The sequence below is a fragment of the Roseibium sp. ROS1 genome, assembly GCF_054658215.1.
Map to the genome: position 1 here is coordinate 1081290 of NZ_BAAGIG010000001.1, position 22453 is coordinate 1103742.

The 22453-nt window shown below is 60.3% G+C and carries 18 protein-coding genes; 17 read left to right on the top strand and 1 reads right to left on the bottom strand.

Annotated features, from left to right (window positions below):
* Positions 1 to 25: 25 nt before the first annotated feature.
* From ACYQ6M_RS04845 to recN, 15 genes are all read left to right on the top strand, one after another.
* A complete protein-coding gene (locus ACYQ6M_RS04845; RefSeq protein ID WP_460072459.1) occupies positions 26 to 1495 on the top strand; it encodes a UDP-N-acetylmuramoyl-L-alanyl-D-glutamate--2,6-diaminopimelate ligase in 1470 nt (489 codons plus the stop codon).
* Entirely contained in the window at positions 1492 to 2922 is a 1431-nt protein-coding gene (locus ACYQ6M_RS04850) for a UDP-N-acetylmuramoylalanyl-D-glutamyl-2,6-diaminopimelate--D-alanyl-D-alanine ligase (protein WP_460072461.1), read from the top strand. The genes ACYQ6M_RS04845 and ACYQ6M_RS04850 overlap by 4 nt, the downstream gene beginning before the upstream one ends.
* A 10-nt stretch (positions 2923 to 2932) precedes the next feature.
* Positions 2933 to 4018: a phospho-N-acetylmuramoyl-pentapeptide-transferase gene (gene mraY / locus ACYQ6M_RS04855; RefSeq protein ID WP_023000490.1), complete on the top strand. Its 1086-nt coding sequence runs from the start codon at positions 2933 to 2935 to the stop codon at positions 4016 to 4018.
* Positions 4019 to 4022: 4 nt separating this feature from the next.
* Complete coding sequence (gene murD, locus ACYQ6M_RS04860) at positions 4023 to 5423, top strand: UDP-N-acetylmuramoyl-L-alanine--D-glutamate ligase (RefSeq protein WP_460072464.1); 1401 nt, start codon at positions 4023 to 4025, stop codon at positions 5421 to 5423.
* 1 nt (position 5424) lies between these two features.
* Complete coding sequence (gene ftsW, locus ACYQ6M_RS04865) at positions 5425 to 6582, top strand: putative lipid II flippase FtsW (RefSeq protein ID WP_023000492.1); 1158 nt, start codon at positions 5425 to 5427, stop codon at positions 6580 to 6582.
* A gap of 17 nt (positions 6583 to 6599) precedes the next feature.
* Positions 6600 to 7706 (top strand): undecaprenyldiphospho-muramoylpentapeptide beta-N-acetylglucosaminyltransferase, encoded by a 1107-nt coding sequence (gene murG / locus ACYQ6M_RS04870; RefSeq protein WP_460072466.1) that lies wholly within the window; start codon positions 6600 to 6602, stop codon positions 7704 to 7706.
* Positions 7703 to 9103: a UDP-N-acetylmuramate--L-alanine ligase gene (gene murC, locus ACYQ6M_RS04875; protein WP_460072468.1), complete on the top strand. Its 1401-nt coding sequence runs from the start codon at positions 7703 to 7705 to the stop codon at positions 9101 to 9103. Before murG ends, murC begins: the two co-directional genes overlap by 4 nt.
* Before the next feature lie 12 nt (positions 9104 to 9115).
* On the top strand, positions 9116 to 10087 hold the full coding sequence (murB, locus tag ACYQ6M_RS04880; RefSeq protein WP_460072470.1) for a UDP-N-acetylmuramate dehydrogenase: 972 nt from the start codon (positions 9116 to 9118) through the stop codon (positions 10085 to 10087).
* Positions 10087 to 11013: a D-alanine--D-alanine ligase gene (locus ACYQ6M_RS04885; RefSeq protein ID WP_023000496.1), complete on the top strand. Its 927-nt coding sequence runs from the start codon at positions 10087 to 10089 to the stop codon at positions 11011 to 11013. The genes murB and ACYQ6M_RS04885 overlap by 1 nt, the downstream gene beginning before the upstream one ends.
* Positions 11014 to 11036: 23 nt before the next feature.
* Positions 11037 to 11915: a cell division protein FtsQ/DivIB gene (locus tag ACYQ6M_RS04890; protein WP_023000497.1), complete on the top strand. Its 879-nt coding sequence runs from the start codon at positions 11037 to 11039 to the stop codon at positions 11913 to 11915.
* Positions 11912 to 13234: a cell division protein FtsA gene (gene ftsA, locus ACYQ6M_RS04895; RefSeq protein ID WP_023000498.1), complete on the top strand. Its 1323-nt coding sequence runs from the start codon at positions 11912 to 11914 to the stop codon at positions 13232 to 13234. Before ACYQ6M_RS04890 ends, ftsA begins: the two co-directional genes overlap by 4 nt.
* Positions 13235 to 13349: 115 nt before the next feature.
* Positions 13350 to 15128 (top strand): cell division protein FtsZ, encoded by a 1779-nt coding sequence (gene ftsZ, locus ACYQ6M_RS04900; protein WP_062491483.1) that lies wholly within the window; start codon positions 13350 to 13352, stop codon positions 15126 to 15128.
* Positions 15129 to 15385: 257 nt separating this feature from the next.
* A complete protein-coding gene (gene lpxC / locus ACYQ6M_RS04905; protein ID WP_023000500.1) occupies positions 15386 to 16330 on the top strand; it encodes a UDP-3-O-acyl-N-acetylglucosamine deacetylase in 945 nt (314 codons plus the stop codon).
* Between the two features lie 264 nt (positions 16331 to 16594).
* On the top strand, positions 16595 to 17407 hold the full coding sequence (locus tag ACYQ6M_RS04910; RefSeq protein WP_023000501.1) for an outer membrane protein assembly factor BamD: 813 nt from the start codon (positions 16595 to 16597) through the stop codon (positions 17405 to 17407).
* Positions 17408 to 17529: 122 nt separating this feature from the next.
* Positions 17530 to 19197 carry a DNA repair protein RecN gene (gene recN / locus ACYQ6M_RS04915; protein ID WP_460072476.1) on the top strand — a complete coding sequence of 556 codons (1668 nt, stop codon included), beginning with the start codon at positions 17530 to 17532 and terminating at the stop codon, positions 19195 to 19197.
* Positions 19198 to 19285: 88 nt separating this feature from the next.
* Here the strand turns inward: recN and ACYQ6M_RS04920 are convergent, their stop codons facing one another.
* Entirely contained in the window at positions 19286 to 19519 is a 234-nt protein-coding gene (locus ACYQ6M_RS04920) for a hypothetical protein (protein WP_023000503.1), read from the bottom strand.
* A gap of 148 nt (positions 19520 to 19667) precedes the next feature.
* Here ACYQ6M_RS04920 and ligA point away from each other — a divergent pair, with 148 nt between their 5' ends.
* Positions 19668 to 21821: an NAD-dependent DNA ligase LigA gene (gene ligA, locus ACYQ6M_RS04925; RefSeq protein WP_460072478.1), complete on the top strand. Its 2154-nt coding sequence runs from the start codon at positions 19668 to 19670 to the stop codon at positions 21819 to 21821.
* A 292-nt stretch (positions 21822 to 22113) separates the two neighbouring features.
* Entirely contained in the window at positions 22114 to 22410 is a 297-nt protein-coding gene (locus ACYQ6M_RS04930) for a GIY-YIG nuclease family protein (RefSeq protein ID WP_460072480.1), read from the top strand.
* Positions 22411 to 22453 lie beyond the last annotated feature (43 nt).

Genomic DNA, 22453 nt, shown 5'->3' on the forward strand with positions numbered 1-22453 from the left:
CGCACAAACCGGATGATCGGGTGAGATGGATCTTGAGTATTTAGCTGCCGGGCTGACCTTGCCCGAAGCGGCAGCGGCTCGGAAAATTACGGGGCTGACGGCTGATAGCCGCAAAGTTCAGCCGGGCTTCTTGTTTGCCGCCTTCAAGGGGGCTTCCGTCGACGGGACAAAATTCGCCCCGGACGCAGCAGCGGCCGGGGCAATTGCCATTCTGTGTGCTGAAGAGGCCGCAGATGCAGTGCGTGCACAGGTGCCGAACACGGTTGCCGTTGTCAGTGCCGCAGAGCCTCGTCAGGTTTTTGCAAGAATGGCGGCCCGTTTCTACGGAGCTCAACCCGACACTATCGTTGCCGTCACCGGAACTGCGGGCAAGACATCCGTTGCTCATTTCGCCCGCCAGATCTTCCAGTCTGCAGGCCATCCTGCCGCAAGTCTTGGTACACTGGGCGTTATCAAGCCGGATGGAGAAAGCTACGGCGGCCTGACAACGCCGGACCCGGTTGCCTTGCACAAGCAGTTGGCAGAGCTGGAAGAAGAAGGTGTCAATCACGCGGCGCTTGAGGCCTCTTCGCACGGTCTCGATCAGTACCGGCTGGACGGTGTTCGGCTGACGGCGGCCGCCTTCACCAATCTTGGCCGTGATCACATGGATTATCATCCGACGATCGAGCATTACCTGAATGCAAAACTTCGCCTGTTCAAAGAGTTGCTTCCGTCAGGTGGCACAGTGGTCTGCGATCCGGGCGAGAAATATGCTGACCGGGTCATGGCGGTCGCGCAGGAGAGAGGGCTGCCGCTCTTCACGGTCGGAGAAACCGGCCGGAACCTCACCCTGACCGGCCTGAAGCCGATGGGGGCAGGGCAGGAACTGACGATCCAGAGTGCGCGCGGCGAATACAAGGTGACGCTGCCCCTGATCGGTCGCTTCCAGGTTTCCAACGCACTCATTGCTGCCGGTCTCGCGATTGCCGCCGGCATCGACACGGGAACTGCCTTGCGGGCCCTTGAAAACCTGAAGGGGGCTCCTGGCCGTCTTGAACTTGCCGGCAAGACGCCAGCAGGCGGACTGGTTTTTGTCGATTACGCCCACAAGCCGGACGCGCTTGATAACGCCCTTGCGGCTTTGAAGCCGTTTGTCCGTGGCAAGCTGTCCGTGATTATCGGCGCCGGTGGCGACAGGGACCCCGGAAAACGCGAGCTGATGGGAGAAGTCGCGGCTCGCAGGGCCGATCTGGTTATCGTCACCGACGACAACCCGCGCTCGGAAGACCCGGCGACCATTCGCAAGGCGGTGTTGGGTGGCGCACCCGATGCAATGGAGATTGGCGACCGGTATGAAGCGATCGCAGAGGGAGTTCGCCGCCTAAAGGATGGCGATATCCTGTGTGTGGCCGGAAAAGGTCACGAAACGGGCCAGATTGTTGGCGACACAGTGATTCCCTTTTCCGATCACGAAGCCGTAAAGCGCGCCATCAGTCTTGAAGGAAACACATGAGCGACCCGCTTTGGACCCTTGATGCCTTTGTTGAAGCCGCCGGTGGCCGCCTTCAGGGTGATGCTGGCGCTGAAATTACCGGTATATCCATAGACAGCCGGACGCTGGAGCCGGGTGATGCATTCGTCGCGATCACCGGCGACCGTCTGGACGGGCATGATTATGTCGCCGCCGCACTGGAAGCCGGCGCATCGGTGGCGCTGGTTGGCGAGGATCGCTTGTCCGATCTGCCCGAAGATGGCCGCTACGTGGTTGTGGACGATCCGCTTGAAGCCATGCGCAAGCTCGGTATCGCTGCGCGGGCTCGCAGTAGTGCCCGAATTGTCGCGGTCACCGGTTCTGTCGGCAAAACCGGCACGAAGGAAGCGCTGCGCCTGACACTGACAGAATCCGGCAAGGTTCATGCCTCGGTTGCCTCCTTCAACAACCATTGGGGCGTACCGCTGACATTGGCACGCATGCCCGCCGACACGGATTTCGGTGTCTTCGAGATCGGCATGAACCATGCGGGCGAAATCTCGCCGCTGGTAAAGATGGTGCGCCCGCACGTGGTGATCATCACCACCGTTCAGCCGGTGCATCTGGAATTCTTCGACAGCGTCGAGCAGATAGCCAAGGCAAAGGCTGAAATTTTCGACGGACTGGAGCCTGGTGGAATTGCGATCCTGAACAAGGACAATCTGCAATTCGACCTGCTGAAGTTTCTGGCTGCTGCTGCTGGTGTTTCCAAAATCCAAACGTTTGGCGAAGACCCTTCGGCAGACAGCCATCTCCAGAAGGCCGTTTCCTATCCGGCCGGATCGAGTGTCGACGCCAGCATTCTAGGCCAGGAAATCACCTACAAGATCGGGGCGTCGGGCAAACACCACGTCAAGAACAGCCTGGCAGTCCTGACCGCGGTCGTGGATCTGGGGGCGGATCTTGCAAAAGCAGGACTGGCACTCGATTCCATGCGCGCACCAAAGGGGCGCGGCGAGGTGACCCGTCTGCCCATGCAGAAGGGCGAGTTCAACCTTATCGACGAGAGCTACAACGCCAATCCCGCCTCTATGAAGGCAGCACTTGCCGTGCTGGGTGAGGCGCCTGTCACAAGGCCGGGTCGCCGCATTGCCGTCATTGGAGACATGCGAGAACTGGGGACTGATGCCGACCGTTTGCACGCGGAGTTGCTCCAGCCGATTACCGACGCCGATATTGACGCGGTCTATTGCGCGGGCCCGCACATGCATGCGCTCTGGAAGCTGCTGCCGCATGACCTGCGCGGGCACTACTGCGAAGAAGCAAAAGATCTGGAAGACGTGCTTTTGGGCGACGTCCGTTCCGGTGATGTTGTTATGATCAAGGGATCGCTCGGAACCCGGATGGGCCCGCTTGTCGAGGCCTTGAAAAAAGAATATCCGCCTGCGGACGACACCGCAGCGGCGTAAGGGGCATTGGATGTTTTATTTCTTGGGGCAATTCGCGGATCAGATTTCAGCGCTGAACGTGTTCCGTTACATCACTTTCCGAACCGGTGGCGCGATCATGACCGCGCTGTTTTTCGTTTTCCTGTTCGGACCGAAAATCATCGCCAGTCTTCGGATCCGGCAAGGGCATGGGCAGCCGATCCGCGCCGACGGACCAGAAAGTCATCTGCTGACCAAGAAAGGCACGCCCACCATGGGCGGTTTGATGATCCTGTCAGGAGCCCTGGTCGCGGCATTGCTTTGGTCGGATCTTTCCAATCCTTACGTCTGGGTGGTCATCGGCGTCACCCTCGGGTTCGGCGGCATTGGCTTTTATGATGACTACCTGAAGGTCACCAAGTCCTCGCACAAGGGATTTGGCGGCAAGGCCCGGTTGGGCCTGGAGTTCCTGATCGCTGGCGGCGCGGCCTTCGCGGTTACCCTTCTGGATGTGTCCGAATACTCGGAAGCGATCACTTTTCCCTTCATCAAGGATCTGACGCTCAATCTCGGTCTTTTCTTCATTCCCTTCGCGGCCTTCGTGATGGTTGGCGCGGGGAACGCGGTCAACCTGACCGACGGTCTCGATGGTCTGGCAATCGTACCGGTGATGATCGCCTGTGCTTCCTTCGGCCTGATTGCCTATCTTTCCGGTAACGCGGTATTTGCCAGCTATCTCCAGATCCACCACGTTGCCGGCACCGGTGAACTTGCCGTCATCTGCGGTGCCGTGATTGGCGCGGGTCTCGGCTTCCTGTGGTTCAACGCCCCTCCGGCCGCCATCTTCATGGGTGACACCGGATCACTTGCTCTCGGCGGCATGATCGGCGCGATCGCGGTTGCCACCAAGCACGAGATTGTTCTGGCCATCATTGGAGGCCTCTTCGTGCTCGAAGCCGTGTCGGTCATCGTGCAGGTGTTCTCCTTCAAGTTGACCGGCAAGCGGGTCTTCCGCATGGCGCCGATCCACCATCATTTCGAGATCATGGGCTGGACCGAAAGCCAGGTGGTGATCCGCTTCTGGATCATTTCCGTCGTGCTTGCCCTGCTCGGCCTCGCAACCTTGAAGCTGAGGTAGGCGCATGATCCCGGTCACCACATTCGACGGCAGAAAGGTTGCCCTGTTCGGGCTCGGCGGGTCCGGGCTTGCAACGGCGCGCGCGCTGAGGGCTGGCGGTGCGGATGTGGTCTGTTTCGACGACAACGAAGCCCGGGTCGCACAAGCTGCCGGCGAGGGGCTTGCAACGCAAGACCTTCGGGACCTTGACTGGTCGGACGTTGCCGCACTGGTTCTTGCTCCCGGTGTGCCGCTGACCCATCCGGTGCCGCACTGGTCCGTGGAGCTGGCGCGTGATGCGGGCGTCGAGATTGTCGGCGATGTCGAGCTTTTCTGCCGTGAGCGGCGCAAACAATGCCCGTCCGCGCCGCTGATTGCGATTACCGGTACCAATGGCAAGTCGACGACCACCGCACTGATCGCGCATCTCCTGAAGGCCCTCGGCCGGGACGTGCAACTCGGCGGCAACATCGGGACGCCGGTTCTGGAGCTGGATCCTCCGCAACCCGGTCGGCACTATGTGGTGGAGTGCTCTTCCTACCAGATCGATCTTGCGCCGACCCTGGATGCAACGGTCGGCATTCACATGAACCTGTCGCCGGATCATCTCGATCGTCACGGGTCCATGGAAAACTACGCCGCTATCAAGGAGCGGCTTGTTGCCGGTGCCAAGGTCGCGGTTGTGGGAGTTGACGACCGGTTGTCCTCAGCAATTGCCGACAGGCTTGAACTTGCACGCAAGCCCGTGTGCCGGATCGCCGGTGAGAAGGAACTCACCAACGGTATCTACGCTCGCCACGGGCGACTGATCGAGGCGCATGACGGTAGCCAGATCGAAGTTGCGCTGCTTGGCGGGATCGACAGCCTCCGCGGTGACCACAACGGCCAGAATGCGGCGGCTGCCTTCGCGGCTCTGCGTGCGCTGGAAATTCCGGCAGCGCAGATCGCAGAAGCCCTCAAGACCTTCCCGGGACTTCATCACCGCATGGAAGTGGTGGAGAAGAAGGGCCGGGTTCTCTATATCAACGATTCCAAGGCTACCAACGCTGACGCTGCGTCCAGAGCATTGGCAAGTTTCGATCGGATCTACTGGATCGCGGGCGGCCGGGCCAAGGCGGGCGGTATCTCCTCGCTGGACGAATATTTCCCGAAGATCGCCAAGACCTTCCTGATCGGAGAGGCGGCTCAGGATTTCGCCAAGACGCTGGATGGCCGCGTGCCCTTCAAGATCAGCGGAACGCTGACCCAGGCCGTGCAGGACGCCGCTGCCGAGGCGGCAGAGGACGGTGCGGCTGAAATCGCCATACTTTTGTCGCCCGCCTGTGCGAGCTTCGACCAATTCCCGAATTTTGAACTGCGGGGCGCTGCTTTTGTAGATGCGGTGCGTGCCTTGCCCAATTCCGGCAATACCCAGGAGGTCGCCTGATATGGTTTCGCGCGCCGATCGCAGCCGCTTTGCGGAATGGCTCTGGACAGTGGACCACTATCTGCTTGCCGCCTTCAGCCTGCTGATGGTTGGTGGTGTGGTGCTTTCGTTTGCAGCCAGTCCGCCGGTTGCCGAACGCATCGGCGTTGAAACCTTCTATTTCGTCAAGCGACAGGCCATGTTCCTGATACCGGCCCTGACGATCATGCTTGCCGGCTCGCTTATGACGCCGCGCATGGTCCGGCGGGCGGCACTCATCCTGTTCATCGTGTCACTACTGATGATGGTCGCCACCCTGTTCCTGGGGTTTGAGGCCAAGGGTGCGCGGCGCTGGATCTATATCGCCGGGCTGTCGATACAGCCGTCCGAATTCCTGAAGCCTGCCTTCGTGATCCTGATCGCCTTCCTTCTGTCGGAAAGCGGCCGCCGGCGCGAGGTGCCTGGAGTGCTCTTCGCCTTTGTACTCTTTGCGGTTTGCGCGGCTCTCCTGATCGCCCAGCCGGACTTTGGTCAAACCATGCTGCTCGGCCTGGTCTGGGCAGGGCTGTTCTTTCTGAACGGGATTTCCTGGCTCATCATCATGGCGCTTGGCGTCATCGGGATCGTCGGCCTGTTTGCTGCCTATGCTTTCCTGCCGCACGTGACCAACCGCGTGGACCGGTTCCTCGACCCGAGCTCCGGAGACACCTTCCAGATCGATACGGCCAAGGATTCCTTTCTTGCAGGCGGGTGGCTGGGCCGTGGCCCGGGGGAGGGCACCGTCAAGCGGATCCTGCCTGACAGCCACACAGACTTCATCTTCGCCGTTGTCGGCGAGGAGTTCGGCGTAATCGCCTGTCTGCTGCTTGTCTCCGTCTTTGCATTCATCGTCTTGAGAGGCCTGCGTCATGCCAGCCGTGATCAGGATGCTTTCAGTCGCCTGGCAACGGCAGGTCTCACAGTTCTGTTCGGCCTGCAGGCGACCATCAATCTCGCGGTGAACCTTCACCTCATTCCGTCCAAGGGCATGACCCTGCCTTTCGTTTCCTACGGCGGGTCGTCGCTCTTGTCGTCCGCCATGACCGCTGGTGCCATTCTGGCGCTCACGCGCAGGCGGCCGCAGCCGTCGCGCGGTGATGTCGTCACGGTGAGCCGGCTTTCACCCTCTTCCCTGATGTAAGGCCCCAAGCCGCACTCATGAGCAAAACTGTTTTACTGACGGCCGGCGGAACGGGCGGCCACCTCTTCCCCGCACAGGCGCTGGCCAGCGAGTTGATCCGGCGCGGCTGGACCGTGGAACTTGCAACCGACGAACGGGCCGACAAATACGGCAGCGCCTTTCCCGCTCGCAAGGTTCACATCATCGCCTCGGAGACCATCCGGGGGCACAATCCTTTCCTGCTGGCTAAGACTGCAGTGAAACTGTTTCTTGGAACGCTGCAGGCACGCAAGGTGATCAAGGCCTTGAAGCCGGATGTCGTGGCCGGGTTTGGTGGTTATCCGACGTTTCCGCCGATGTATGCTGCCCGGCTCACGGGCACGCCCTCCATCCTGCACGAAGCAAACGGCGTCATGGGGCGAGCCAACCGCCTGTTGGCGAAGGGCGTGACCGCCATTGCCACAAGCGTGCCGATCGAAGATCTGCCGGCGGATTTCAAGGCCAAGCTGACTGAAACGGGCAACCCTGTTCGGGACGCCGTCCTCGCGGCTGCGGAGTTGCCCTACTCGGCACCGCTCGCCGGGGGAACGTTCAACCTGCTGGTCTTCGGCGGATCCCAGGGTGCGCGCTTCTTTTCCGATCTGTTGCCGCCGGCGCTTGAAAAACTGCCTGCCGACATCCGCGCCCGTTTGCGGATCGTGCAGCAGTGCCGTCCGGAGGACATGGAGCGGGTACAGGCAGTTTACGACAGTCTGGGCGTTCAGGCCGAATGCGCGCCGTTCTTCCAGGACATGCCGCAGCGGATTGCCCAGGCGCATCTGGTGATCTGCCGGTCCGGTGCGTCGTCGGTCAGCGAGCTCAGCGTTCTTGGCCGTCCCTCCATTCTGGTACCGTTGCCCGGAGCCATTGATCAGGACCAGGCTGCCAATGCCAAGGTGCTTGAAAAAGCAGGTGGGGCCTGGCCGATCCGTCAGGTCGACCTCTACCCGGAGCGGTTGGCCCAGGAAATCACCCGATTCATGAATGCACCAGAAATGCTGGGCGAAGCAGCGCTAAAGGCGCGCAGCGTCGCCAGGCCTGACGCGGTGAAAAGACTTGCCGACCTCGTCGAGAAGGTCGCAGCAAAACAAGGAGAACGGCCATGAAGATGCCGCAGGACATCGGACCGGTTCATTTTGTCGGCATCGGCGGTATCGGCATGAGCGGGATTGCCGAAGTGCTGAAGACCCTCGGCTACACGGTGCAAGGCTCGGACATGGCGGAAAACGCCAATGTTCAGCGCCTGCGTGACAACGGCATCAAGGTTTCCATTGGCCATGCCGCAGAAAACCTGGGCGATGCCGAGGTGCTGGTCGTGTCTTCCGCCATCAAGAAGGACAACCCGGAACTGGTCGCGGCCCGTGAAAAGCTGATCCCTGTGGTGCGACGGGCGGAAATGCTGGCCGAGCTGATGCGCTTCAAGCAGGCGATCGCCGTTGGCGGCACACATGGCAAGACCACGACCACGTCGATGGTTGCCGCTCTTCTCGATGCCGGCGGTCTGGATCCGACGGTGATCAACGGCGGTATCATCAATGCCTATGGCACCAATGCCCGCATGGGCGAGGGTGACTGGATGGTTGTCGAGGCAGACGAGAGCGACGGCACCTTCGTCAAGCTGCCGGCTGATGTCGCCATCGTCACAAACATCGATCCGGAGCATCTGGATCACTACGGCGACTTCGCCGGCGTACGCGCTGCCTTCCGGCAGTTCGTTGAAAATGTGCCCTTCTACGGCTTTGCCGTCATGTGTCTCGACCATCCCGAAGTCCAGACGATGATCGGGACAATCGAGGACCGGCGTGTCGTCACCTATGGCGCCAATCCGCAGGCCGACGTTCGCTACACCGATGTGTCGATGGATGGTGGCAAGTCGATCTTCTCCGTAACCCTTCGTGACCGCCGCAGCGGGCAGGTGATCGAACTGGACGACCTGACGCTGCCGATGCCGGGCCTTCACAACGTTTCGAATGCCACCGCGGCAATCGCGGTTGCATCGCAGCTGGGTGTCGAGGCGGACGACCTCAGAAAAGGCATTGCGGCCTTCGGCGGCGTCAAGCGGCGCTTCACGCACACCGGCACGGTGGGCGGCGTACAGATATTCGACGATTACGGCCACCACCCTGTTGAAATCAAGGCCGTGCTCCATGCGGCGCGCGAGTCGACAAAAGGCAAGGTAATCGCGGTGATGCAGCCACATCGCTATTCGCGCCTGCACAGCCTGTTCGATGATTTCTCGAACTGCTTCAACGATGCGGACGCGGTGATTATCGCTCCTGTCTACGCCGCGGGGGAGCAGCCGATCGAGGGAGCGGCACATACCGATCTCGTCTCGGGCATGAAGACCCGCGGTCACAGGAACGTTCGGGCGATCGAGGGCCCGGAAGAGCTGCCGGCGCTTGTCAAGGAACTGGCCGAGCCGGGCGACTTCGTGGTTTGCCTCGGGGCCGGCAACATCACCCAGTGGGCATACGCGCTGCCGAAACAGCTGGAAGAGCTTTAAGGAGGACGTCACATGGCGTTTCCCGATCTGCTGGAGCAGTATACGGAGCTTGCCGAAGGTATCGGCGGCAAGCTGACGGCCAACCAGCCACTGTCTGCGGTCACGTGGTTCCGCACTGGTGGTCCCGCGCAGTTGATGTTCCAGCCGGCGGATGAAGACGACCTTGCTGCCTTCCTGAAAAAGCTTCCGAAAGATGTTCCGGTGCTGCCGGTAGGGCTGGGTTCCAACCTGCTGATCCGTGACGGCGGCCTGAAGGGCGTTGTCATTCGCCTGAGTGCAAAGGGCTTCGGTTCCATCGAGGAAGTCGGCGGTAACAGGTTGAGGGCAGGGGCGGCCGTGCCGGACAAGCGTCTGGCGGAAGCTGCGGCCAAGGCCGGTCTCGGCGGTTTTGCGTTTTACACAGGTATTCCTGGCGGTCTGGGCGGTGCGCTGCGCATGAATGCGGGCGCTCACGGAACGGAAACCCGCGAGCGCATGGTGGAGCTGACCGCGGTCGACCGGGACGGCAACCGTCACGTTCTGACGAATGAGGACATGGGCTATGCCTATCGCCACTCGGAAGCTTCGAAAGACCTGATCTTTACCTCCGCCGTCTTTGAAGGCGTGCCGCAGGACGAAGCCTCGATCCGACAGGAAATGGCCGACGTTGTCGCCCACCGCGAACGGGCGCAGCCGATCCGTGAAAAGACCGGCGGATCCACCTTCAAGAACCCGCCCGGCACGTCGGCATGGAAAGAGGTCGACGCGGCAGGCTGCCGTGGCCTGACCGTCGGTGGAGCGCAAATGTCCGAAATGCATTGCAACTTCATGATCAATACCGGAACGGCCACCGGACACGATCTCGAACTGCTGGGGGAAACCGTGCGCGCGCGCGTGCTGGCGCACAGCGGTATCCGCCTGGAGTGGGAGATCAAGCGCCTGGGTGAATTCGGTGCACAGGGGGCTATAGAGCCATTTCTGGGCAAGGAAGGGGAGGCTGCCTGATGGCAAGCAAACATGTCGCTGTTCTGATGGGGGGCTGGGTTAACGAGCGTCCTGTAAGCCTCGCCAGCGGCAAGGGCTGCGCCGATGCGCTGGAAGAAGCCGGCTACCGGGTCACCAGGGTCGACGTTGACCGCAATATTTCCGCTGTTCTCAAAGATTTGAAGCCTGATGTGGTCTTTAACGCTCTTCACGGTCCCTTCGGCGAGGATGGCTGCGTTCAGGGAATATTAGAAGTTCTTAACATCCCGTACACACATTCCGGTGTGCTCGCCTCGAGCCTTGCAATGAACAAGGTGAAGGCAAAAGCGGTGATGAATGCAGCCGGAATTCCGGTCACGGAACACCTTGTTGTCAACCGCCGGGAGATCACCCGCGAGCATCCGATGAAGCCGCCATATGTGCTGAAACCCATCAACGAGGGATCGAGCTTCGGGGTGCTGATTGTCAAGGAAGATCAAGAGTTTCCGCCACAGGAACTGGGTCGGGAGGACTGGCCTTACCCTGACGTTCTGATGTGCGAAAAGTTCATCAGCGGGCGGGAGCTGACCTGTGCCGTCATGGATGATACGGCCCTGGGCGTCATCGACATAGTGCCGTTAGGTCACGGCTTCTACGATTACGACGCAAAATATGCACAAGGCGGTTCAAAACACATTCTTCCTGCAAAAATTTCACCGATTGTTTACCAAACCATAGAGACACTAGCAGTTAAGGCGCATCAGGCTCTGGGTTGCCGCGGTGTTTCCCGCGCCGACTTCCGATTCGATGAAAAGGAAGACGGATCCGGAGAGCTGATTTGCCTAGAAGTGAACACGCAGCCAGGCATGACGCCGACTTCTCTTGTGCCCGAAATGGCGGCCCACAAGGGGATGAGTTTCAAGGACCTGGTCAGCTGGATGGTTGAGGACGCGAGTTGCTGTCGATAAGGCGCAAACATTACCGGGACGCTATGACCCCGCTGGAGGCTGAACTGGCTCCGCGTGGGCGCGGTGTGCCGCGTTTGCACCGCCAGCCGGTGTGGCGTTCGGCCGGGCGCCTGGCAGATCTGCCACGCTGGTCAGGATCTGCTGCTGCGCTCACTTTCTTAACCTTAACAATTGGTTATGGAATAGTCATAGGGGGGCACGGCCGGCTTGTTGCCGACAGCCTCCTGTCCGCTGCTGGTTTCGGCATCGAGGCCGTCAAGCTGTCCGGCCAGCGTGAAATCAACGAGTTCCAGATCCTGGAAGCGCTGGAAATTCACGAGGGTTCCTCGCTCGCCCTGTTCGACGCCAATAGCGCTCGCGAGCGTCTTAACGAGATGGCCTGGGTGAAGAGCGCTTCGGTGATGAAGCTCTATCCGAGCACGCTGCAGATCAACATCGAGGAACGCGTGCCCTATGCGCTGTGGCAGCGCGGCGACATGGTCTCGATCGTAAACGAATCAGGTGACGTAATCACCGACGAGGTGGATGGGCGTTATGCCAATCTGCTGCTTGTCGTGAACCACGGTGCTCAGCGCCGGGCGTCCGAGATCAACACCGCGCTGGAGAAGGTCCCGGGCCTGCGTCCGCGCGTGCGCGCGGCGTTCCTGATCAGCGATCGCCGCTGGGACCTGCAGCTTGAGAACGGGATTTCGATCCGCTTGCCCCAAGACAACATCGACGCCGCCTTGGCAGATCTGGTGAAAATGGATGAAGAAAGCGGGCTTCTGTCCCGGGATATCGTTGCCATCGACATGCGTCTGGCAGACCGCGTGACCGTGCGCCTCTCCGACGAGGCTGCCGAACAGCGCAAGGTCATGACGGGCGGCAAGGGCCGCTCAGGCAAAAAGGAGCGTGACACATGAGCCGCTCCGACAACAACCTCTACCTGCCGAAGATGCGGCCGCTGCCGAGCCGTCGTGCCGTCATCATGTCGGTTCTGGACGTGGGCTCCACGAAGGTCTGCTGCCTGATCGCCAAACTGGTGCCGCAGGAAGAAAAGGCAATTCTTTCCAGCCGCTCCCACAAGGTGGAAGTGCTGGGGTACGGTTATCAGCGCTCGCGCGGGATCAAGTCCGGCGTCGTTGTCGACATGGATGCTGCCGAACAGGCCATCCGTCTGGCAGTCGACAGTGCCGAGCGCATGGCCGGCGTGACGGTCGAGTCGCTGATCGCAAACATCAGCTGCGGACGCCTGCAGAGCGAGATCTACAGCGCCAACGTTCCGCTGGCAGGCGACAGCGTGTCTGAAGCCGATATCCAGCGGGTGCTTTCCGCCGGCTCCAGCCACTCGGTGACCGACGGCCGGGCCGTCACACACGCCTTGCCGATCTCCTATTCGCTGGACGGCAGCCGCGGCATCCGCGATCCGCGTGGCATGATGGGCCACAAGCTGGGCGTCGACATGCAGGTCGTGACGGCGGAAGTTCCGCCTGTGCGCAATCTGGAACTGTGCATCAACCGCGGTCACCTTCATGTGGAAACCATGGTGGCGACGCCGTTTGCCAGTGGCCTGTCCACCATCGTGGATGACGAAGCCGAGCTTGGCGTCGCCTGCATCGACATGGGCGGCGGTACGACGACATTGTCGGTCTTCGTCGATGGCCACATGGTGCACCTGGATGCGATTGCCGTTGGCGGCAATCACGTCACCACCGATATCGCCCGCGCTTTCGCAACCCGTCTGCAGGATGCGGAGCGCCTGAAAACCCTTTACGGCTCGCCGCTGGCGTCCAGCTCGGACGATCGTGACATGCTCACGGTACCGCCGCTGGAAAGCGACAGCGACCTGCCGAACCAGATCCCACGCTCGGCGTTGACCCGGGTTATCCGGCCGCGCGTGGAAGAAATCCTTGAACTCGTGAGGGATCGGCTTACGGCGTCCGGCTTTGCCGGGCGTGTCGGTAAGCAGATCGTTCTGACCGGGGGCGCAAGTCAGCTCACGGGTCTTGGAGAAGTTGCGCGTCACATCCTGGGGCGCAACGTCCGTCTTGGCCGGCCTCTAGGCGTCGCCGGTCTTCCCGAGGCTGCCAAAGGTCCGGCTTTTGCCGCCGCTGTCGGTCTCTTGATTTATCCGCAGGTCGCTCAGATCGAACAGTTCGAACACAAGAACCGGAGATCAGGGTGGGGCGGGCAATCTGGTTACCTGGCCCGTGTGGGCCAATGGATCAGGGAAAGCTTCTGACGACATGAGCCAAGAAGACGACATCCAGGAAGTTGAGCTGCCAGAAATGGCAGAGGAGATTAGGGAAGAAGAGGCTACTCCCGTACCGGGGGCGCCAGTGGGTCGCGAGGATAATATGACCATCAACCTGAAGATGCCCGACATTCAGGAGCTGAAGCCACGCATTACGGTCTTCGGCGTCGGCGGCGCGGGCGGAAACGCCGTCAATAACATGATCACTGCAGGTCTCCAGGGCTGCGACTTCGTCGTTGCCAATACGGATGCCCAGGCACTGGCCATGAACCATTCAGACAGGCTCGTCCAGATGGGCGTGGCCGTGACTGAAGGTCTTGGCGCAGGCTCCCAGCCGGAAGTCGGCTGCGCAGCTGCCGAGGAAGTGATCGACGAAATCAACGATCACCTTTCCGGATCGCACATGGTGTTCATCACCGCCGGCATGGGCGGTGGAACCGGCACCGGTGCCGCACCCGTTATCGCACGGGCGGCACGCGAGCAGGGTATACTGACGGTAGGTGTGGTGACCAAACCGTTCCAGTTCGAAGGCGCTCGCCGTATGCGGATCGCCGATTCCGGTATCGAGGAACTGCAGCGGAGTGTCGACACACTGATCGTCATTCCGAACCAGAACCTGTTCCGGATTGCCAATGCCCAGACCACCTTCGCCGACGCATTCGCGATGGCCGACCAGGTGCTCTACTCTGGTGTTGCCTGCATCACCGACCTGATGGTGAAGGAAGGTCTCATCAACCTCGACTTCGCCGACGTTCGCTCCGTGATGCGCGGCATGGGCAAGGCCATGATGGGCACCGGCGAAGCTAGTGGCGAAAAGCGTGCACAGCAGGCGGCGGAAGCGGCCATTGCCAACCCGCTGCTCGACGAATCCTCGATGAAGGGTGCAAGAGGCCTGCTCATCTCCATTACGGGCGGCAACGACCTGACGCTGTTCGAAGTGGATGAAGCGGCTACCCGCATCCGCGAGGAAGTTGACGCCGACGCCAACATCATTCTGGGCGCGACCTTCGACGAGACGCTGGATGGTCTCATCCGCGTGTCCGTCGTTGCAACCGGCATTGACAGGGAGGAAGGCCTTGCGGCCAACACGTTTCCCGGAACAGCATCTCAGCCTGTAAAGGCGGAAGCTCCGGCGGTAAGCCGGACACCGGAAATCAACACTCAGCGCCCGGCCGCTCTGGCTGAAAAGGCTCACGCCGAAAATGCCGCTGCCAAGGCCGTTGCCAATCTGGAACGGGAACTTGCCATTCCGGATCCGCAGCCGGTCGCCGTCGCAAGCGATCCGGCTGTCGAGATCAAGAAGGTGCAGCCGGCAGCAGGTTCGCTTGCAGCCAAGCCGCAGATGCTCGACATCGAAGACGAAGCCCGGGCACCTGTCGCAGAAGACATGCCGGTCAGCCAGCCTTACATTCCGCCGGTTGCCGCCGAGCATAACCCTGCACCGCGCATGCCGCGGGTGGAGGATTTCCCGCCGATCGCTCAGCGTGAAATTCAGGCAAAGCAGCAGACTGCAAATGTAGCCCAGCCTCAGCAGGCCGTTGCCCAGCAGCGTCCTCAGCAGCCTGCTCCGGCACCGAGCTATGAAGAGCACGTCGAAGACGACCGCCGCCCGATGGGGCTGCTGCGTCGCCTTGCAAGCGGCCTTGGCCGCCATCACGAAGAAGATCAGGAACATGACATGGCTGCCGCACCGGTTGCCCGTCCTGCTCCGCAGATGCAGCCGGCCCAGCAGGCCGCCCCGCGTGCGCCCCAGCAACGTCCCGCAGCTCATGGCGCTGCAGGCCAGCTGGACAACACCGGGCGGGCAACGCCGAAGCCGGTAACTGCAACAGAAGACGAACAGTTGGAAATTCCGGCGTTTCTTCGCCGCCAGGCCAACTGATTCGAGACCCGATCATCTTCCCTGATCGTTACAGCCCGGAGTTCACGCTCCGGGCTGTTTCCGTAACGGAACAAATTCCCGTTTTAATTCAGTGATTTGAAAGCCTGTGAATCGTTACAAATCGTAATAAAGCTTTATTTCGCCCAATTGGGGTTCGGGACTATGTTCCCAGCCAACGCGGGATCGTTAAAAGTCCGTAACCCTTTAAGGGCAAATAGAGGGCTTGTTTCCGCCGCAAACCGGAAGGGCAGGGTTTTATGACCGCATATGTTGACCGACAGACGACGCTAGCCGATCAGGTGACCCTGACCGGGATTGGCGTTCATTCGGGCAAACCCGCGTCGATCACTCTCGTACCGGCCGAAGCTGGTGTGGGGATTGTGTTCACCCGCACCGACCAGGAAAACTCCACCGAAGTTCCGGCCCTCTGGAACAAGGTATCCGCAACAGCACTTTGCACCGTTCTCGGCGATCCTTCCAGTGAAGGCGTCGCGACCGTTGAGCATCTCATGGCAGCTCTTTTCGGCATGGGTGTCGACAACCTGATCGTGGAAATCGACGGTCCGGAAATGCCGGTCATGGACGGCAGCAGCGTTGCGTTTGTCGAAGCAATCGAGCAGATCGGCCTGAAACGCCTGGACCGGGGACGCCGGTACCTGAAGGTGAAGAAGACCGTTCGCGTCGATAACGGTACGGCATGGTGCGAGCTGCACCCCTACAACGGCACCAAGTTCGATATCACCATCGACTTCGACACGCCGCTGATCGGTCGCCAGCAGTTCTCTTCCGACATCACTCCGGACGTGTTCCGTGACGAGCTTTCCCGTGCACGCACCTTCGGCTACGTGAAGGATGTCGAACAGCTTTGGAAGATGGGCTTTGCCCTGGGATCGTCGCTGGAAAATTCCGTGGCGATTGCCGAGGACAAGGTTCTCAATCCGGAAGGCACCCGCTGGCCGGACGAGTTTGCACGTCACAAGGCGCTCGACGCGGTTGGCGACCTGGCTCTTGCCGGTCTGCCGATCCTGGGTCTCTACCGCTCCTACAAGGGCGGGCACAAGATGAACCACGCGATCCTGGTCAAGCTGTTTGAAGATCCGAGCGCGTTCGAAATCGTCGAGTCGCCTGCATTCCGCAAGGTCGGCCAGGTCGACAAGGGCGGTATCGCAGCCGCTGCTGCTTTCGGACCTGACGTCTCCTGATATAATTTTGATCGGCCGCTTTGATGAAGCGGCCGTTTTCTTTTCGGCGGAATTCGGAACCTATTTGGACCGGTTGCCATAAAATTGCTCAAAAAAACCGTCAGATGGCCGATGAGGACGTGACGGGGACCGGTGATTTCCGCTAAACACTCCTGTCGATAAATTTGCAAGGCCGCATGACATGGGCCTTAGGGGCCGGAAAGGTCCGGGAGTATAGGCGTGAACGGAATGGATACTGGTTCTGAAGTGAACAGAGCCAAACACATGAAAACCTTCCTGAGATTGGCCGTTCTGGCTGTACCGCTTGCGCTTGCCGCATGCGGTGGCAAGGACGATCTCGATGAGTTGGCACTCAACGATACGCCGCCGGAAGTTCTGTTCAACGAAGGCCTGTCCCTGCGCGCGCAAGGCAAACTGCGCGATTCGACCCAGAAATTCGAAGAGCTCGACAAGCTCTATCCCTATTCTGAATACTCCAAGAAGTCGCTCGTGAACCTGGCGTTCCTGAACTACTCGCGAGGCAAGTACACGGAAACCGTAACTGCGGCGAAGCGGTTCGTGACGCTCTATCCGGGGGACGAGGATTCAGCCTACATGCTGTATCTCGCCGGTCAGGCCTATTTCCGCCAGATGCCGGACATCACCCGCGACCAGGCCGTGACCCGGAAGGCAGCCGGTGCGTTCAACGAGCTGATCCAGCGCTTCCCGGAATCGGAATATGTGCCGGATGCCGAAAGCAAGCTGCGCATCGTGCATGACCAGCTTGGCGGCAAGGAAATGCAGGTCGGTCGCTTCTACCTGAAAAAGCGCAACTACATCGCGGGGATCAACCGCTTCAAGACGGTTGTCGTCGATTACCAGACCACGCGGCATGTGGAAGAAGCCCTGTTCCGCCTGACCGAAGCCTACTACGCGCTCGGTGTCGTCAACGAAGCGCAGACGGCCGCAGCCGTGCTCGGGCACAACTACCCGGACAGCCAGTGGTACAAGGATGCCTATTCGCTGCTCAACAAGGGTGGGTACGAGCCTTCCGAAGACAGCGGCAGCTGGATCAGCCGCGCCTTCAAGAGCATCTGACGCCTGGTTTAATCCCGAAATGGCTTCAGCCTCGCAAATGAGGTTGAAAAGGCCCAAACAGGCTCTTTCAAGACGCTTCGGTCCTCCTATATGGTGGGCCGAACTTTAAGGAGCATCCCTTCATGCTGGTCGCGCTGTCTATCCGTGACATCGTTCTGATCGACCGTCTTGACCTCGAATTTGCCGCCGGCATGTCGGTTCTCACCGGCGAAACCGGTGCGGGCAAATCCATCCTTCTCGACTCCTTGTCGCTGGCACTCGGCGCGCGTGGTGATGCCGATCTCGTGCGTCATGGAGAGGCGCAAGGACAGGTGACGGCTGTCTTTGATGTGGCGGCGGATCATCCCGTTCGCATGTTCCTGCGCGAAAACGATGTCGATGACGATGGCGACATCATCCTGCGCCGTATCCAGACCTCCGATGGCCGCACCCGGGCCTTCGTCAACGATCAACCCGTAAGTGCAGGACTGCTGCGCCAGGCGGGCGCGCTCCTGGTGGAAATCCACGGACAGCACGATGACCGTGCCCTGGTTGACCCGGAAAGCCACCGGGCTCTCATTGATGTTTTCGGAGGGCTGACGGCCGAAGCCGAGGCCGTAGCACAGGCCTTTGCCACCTATCGCGCTGCCGACAAGGCGGTGACAGATCACGAGAAACGTATAGAAGCCGCGCGCAACGAAGCTGATTTCCTGCGTGCTGCCGTCGATGAACTGTCGGCCCTCAAGCCGGAAACCGGCGAAGAGGAGCAACTGGCGGCCCGGCGGACGGACATGATGGCGGTCGAGAAGATCGCCGGTGATCTGAACGAAGCCTTTGAAACCTTGAACGGCACTGCGTCGCCAATCCCGGAACTGGCCAGCCTTCTGCGACGTCTGGAACGTAAGGCCGACCAGGTGCCCAATCTTCTTGGCCAGCCCGTCCGCACGCTTGCCGAGGCGATGGATCTTCTGGAAGAAACGCGCGGCGGACTGGAAAGCGCGCTGCGTGAGACCGAATATGATCCACGCGAACTGGAAGCTGTCGAAGAGCGGCTGTTTGCGCTTCGTGCTGCCTCCCGCAAGTTCTCGGTGCCGGTTGACGAACTGTCCGCCCTGTGTGCCCGCATGAGCGGCGATCTGGCCGATCTCGATGCCGGTGAAGACAAGTTGGCGGCGCTGGTGAGTGCTGCTGGAAAGGCCCGCGCCGAATACGACAAGAAGGCAGCCAGCCTCTCGGACAAGCGGCGAAAGACAGCCAAGGCACTGGAAAAGGCTGTTGAAATGGAGTTGCCCGACCTCAAGCTGGAGCGGGCGAAATTCATCGTCGAAGTTGAAAGCAATCCGGAAAACCGCAGCCGTTCGGGGATCGATCTGCTGGAGTTCCATGTCCAGACGAACCCAGGCACGAAGCCGGGGCCGATGATGAAAGTCGCGTCCGGTGGCGAGCTTTCCCGTTTCCTCTTGGCACTGAAGGTGTCTCTCGCCGACAAGGGTTCTGCCCCGACGCTGGTTTTTGACGAGATCGACACAGGGGTGGGCGGTGCCGTGGCCGAGGCCATCGGCCTGCGTCTGGCACGGCTTGCCGGCAGCGTTCAGGTTCTGACGGTTACCCACGCCCCGCAGGTGGCAGCTCGCGCTGCAGGGCATTTCCTGATCGCCAAGGAAGCGACCAAGAAGGACCGGGTGGCAACGCGCGTCCAGCGTATTGATGAAGACCACCGCAGCGAGGAAATCGCCCGGATGCTCGCCGGCAGCGTTATCACGGAAGAAGCCCGCGCCGCGGCGCGCAGGCTTCTGACGGCTGCGGAATAGGAAATAGGATCCGGAGCGGTGGACAAAAAAAAGGGCGGGTTAGCCGAAGCTCCCGCCCTGTGGTGCAGTTTTCAAATGAGAAATGGTCTTACGGCTCCTTGACGAGCGGTGCTTCCTTCATGTCAGGCAGCTTCAGTTCACCTTCTCCCAGGTTGGGGACATTCAGCTCGATGCTCAGCTCTTCGTCGTTCGTGAAAAAGCCATTGGCATAGAGCAGGCCGCCTGCGATCAGCGCGACGACAAGCGCTCCGGCCATGAACCAGCCAGCGCTGTTGCCGTTCGTCTTCTCGACATAATGCGTTTCACGGTCCTGATAAGCCATTCGTGTCTCCTCATTCCAACATTGACCAGCATCGAGTTTTGCCGGTTCGATGTGCTATCAACGCTTGAGCCCGCCATTCGGTTCCGGTATCCGATTTAATCCGGTCATCAACTCGGCCTGTCCCGCTGACACATTTCGTGAAGACATCATGACTGACACTTCCTTCGCCCAAACCGACATCGACGCCCTGACGCAGGAGGAAGCACAGGTCGAGCTGAAACGGCTGGCGGCGGAAATCGCCGAGCATGACCGCCGCTATCACCAGGAAGATGCCCCGGTGATCTCGGATGCGGACTATGACGCCCTGCGCCGGCGGAACGCGTCCATCGAGGCCCGGTTTCCCAATCTCATTCTTGAAGATGGTCCCTCTGCCCAGGTAGGGGCGGCCCCAGCGTCCGGTTTCGGCAAGATTACTCACCGGGTGCCGATGTTGTCGCTGGACAATGCCTTCAACGATGACGACGTCCGGGACTTCGTCGGCCGCGTGCGCCGGTTTCTGAAGTTCGATCCGCTGATGGGGGCTCTGGCGGTTACCGCGGAACCGAAGATTGACGGTCTGTCGCTGTCTCTTCGGTATGAAAACGGCACTCTGGTTTACGCCGCAACGCGAGGTGACGGCACCACAGGTGAAAACGTCACCGAGAACGCGAAGACGATCAAGGATATTCCGGAGAAGCTGTCCGGCACGGTGCCGGGTGTCGTTGAAGTGCGCGGCGAAGTCTATATGGCGCACAAGGATTTTCAGGCGCTGAACGAGCGCATGGCAGCCAATGGCGGCAAGGTTTTCGCCAACCCGCGCAACGCGGCGGCGGGCTCGTTGCGCCAGCTGAAATCCGAAATCACGGCCTCCCGCCCACTGCGGTTCTTCGCTTATGCCTGGGGCGAGATGAGCGAGCTGCCGGAAGACACCCAGTTCGGCATGGTCAAGCAGCTGGAAGGCTGGGGCTTTCAGGTCAACCCGCTGATGAAACGCTGTGAAACCGTGGAAGAGCTTCTCGGGGTCTATCACGGCATCGAGGAAAGCCGTGCCCAGCTCGATTATGATATCGATGGTGTAGTCTACAAGGTCGACCGGCTGGACCTGCAGGAACGCCTCGGCTTTGTCTCGCGGTCACCCCGGTGGGCGATCGCTCACAAGTTCCCGGCCGAACAGGCCTACACCATTCTCAACGACATCGAGATCCAGGTTGGCCGAACAGGTGCCCTGACGCCGGTTGCCAAGCTGGAGCCGATCACGGTGGGCGGTGTCGTCGTTTCAAACGCGACCCTCCACAACGAAGACTATATCAAGGGTATTGGCCAGGACGGAGAGTCGATCCGTGGCGGCAAGGATCTTCGCATCGGTGACACGGTGAAGATCCAGCGTGCCGGCGACGTCATTCCGCAGATTGTCGACATCGATCTGGACAAACGCCCCGATGGGGCGGAAGCCTTCGAGTTTCCGACTGTCTGCCCCGCCTGCGGTAGCCACGCGGTGCGCGAGGAAAAGGAAAAAACCGGGCGCCGCGATGCGGTGCGCCGCTGCACCGGCGGTCTGATTTGCCCGGCCCAGGCAACGGAAAAGCTCAAGCATTTCGTCTCGCGCAATGCCTTCGACATCGAAGGCTTCGGCGACAAGCAGGTCGACGCCTTCTACAAGGAAGGCCTTGTGATGGCGCCGGCGGACATCTTCACGCTGGAGGAGCGGGACAAGCGCTCTCTCACCAAGTTGCGCAACCGGGAAGGCTGGGGGGCCATTTCGGCGAAGAACCTTTTCGAGGCAATCAACGCCCGGAGAGAGATTGACCTTCATCGTTTCATCTTCGCCCTCGGCATCCGTCACGTGGGCGAGGGCAACGCCAAACTTCTGGCACGTGCCTATGGCTCCTGGGCGGCGTTCTATGCAGCCATGAAGGCGGCGCATGACACGGCGGGTGAAGCCTGGACAGAGCTCAATGACATCGACGGCATCGGCCATATCGTTGCCGAGGCGCTGGCGGAGTTCTTTGCCGAGCAACACAATCTCGACCAGCTCGACGCACTTCTGGTCGAGGTGTCACCCAAGGACGCTGAAAAGATCAACGCCTCCGGCTCGCCGGTCGCAGGCAAGACAGTGGTTTTCACCGGCTCGCTGGAACGTATGACCCGCGACGAAGCCAAGGCCATGGCCGAACGCTTTGGTGCCAAGACAGCCGGTTCCGTGTCGAAAAAGACCGACCTGGTGGTGGCCGGTCCTGGTGCTGGTTCAAAGCTGAAAAAGGCACAGGAGCTGGAGATCGAAGTCATCTCCGAGGATGACTGGTTCGATCTGGTGGGGGCCTGAGGCGCACCTGCCTTCTCTATCTCTGTTTTGCGAAGATAAGGCAGGGGCGGCATGATGCACGGGCTCCCTTGTTTACTGGATCCCCGCCTGCGCGGGGATGACAAGAGAGAGGCTTCGGGACATGGCTTTGCTTCTTGTCATCCCGGTTTGACGCGCAGCGGCAAGACCGGGATCCAGTACCTCCTGTGCTCGCTGGAACCGCAAACCTCTGGGTTTCCCGAAACTGCTATCGGCAGTGCCAATTCAACAGGACTAACGTATATCCGGGAAGAATTTCAACGAAGGCTCCACGTTGCACCTCGATCAGCAATACTATGTCTACATTCTTGCAAGCGGACTGGGCGGCACGCTCTATGTCGGGGTGACGAATGACCTGTTGGGCAGGGTTTCGCAGCACCGTGAAAGCATCGGAAGCCAGTTTACCGCGAAGTATGGCGTGCATCGCTTGGTGTATTACGAAGTTCACGAGGAAATCGAGTGGGCGATCAAGCGGGAAAAACAGCTCAAACGCTGGAATCGTGCCTGGAAGATCCGTTTGATCGAAGAACGGAATCCAAACTGGGACGATGTGTTTCCTAAACTGGTTTGATACTTTTGCGTTGCTTCGATCGTTTTCTGGGCATTGCCAGTTC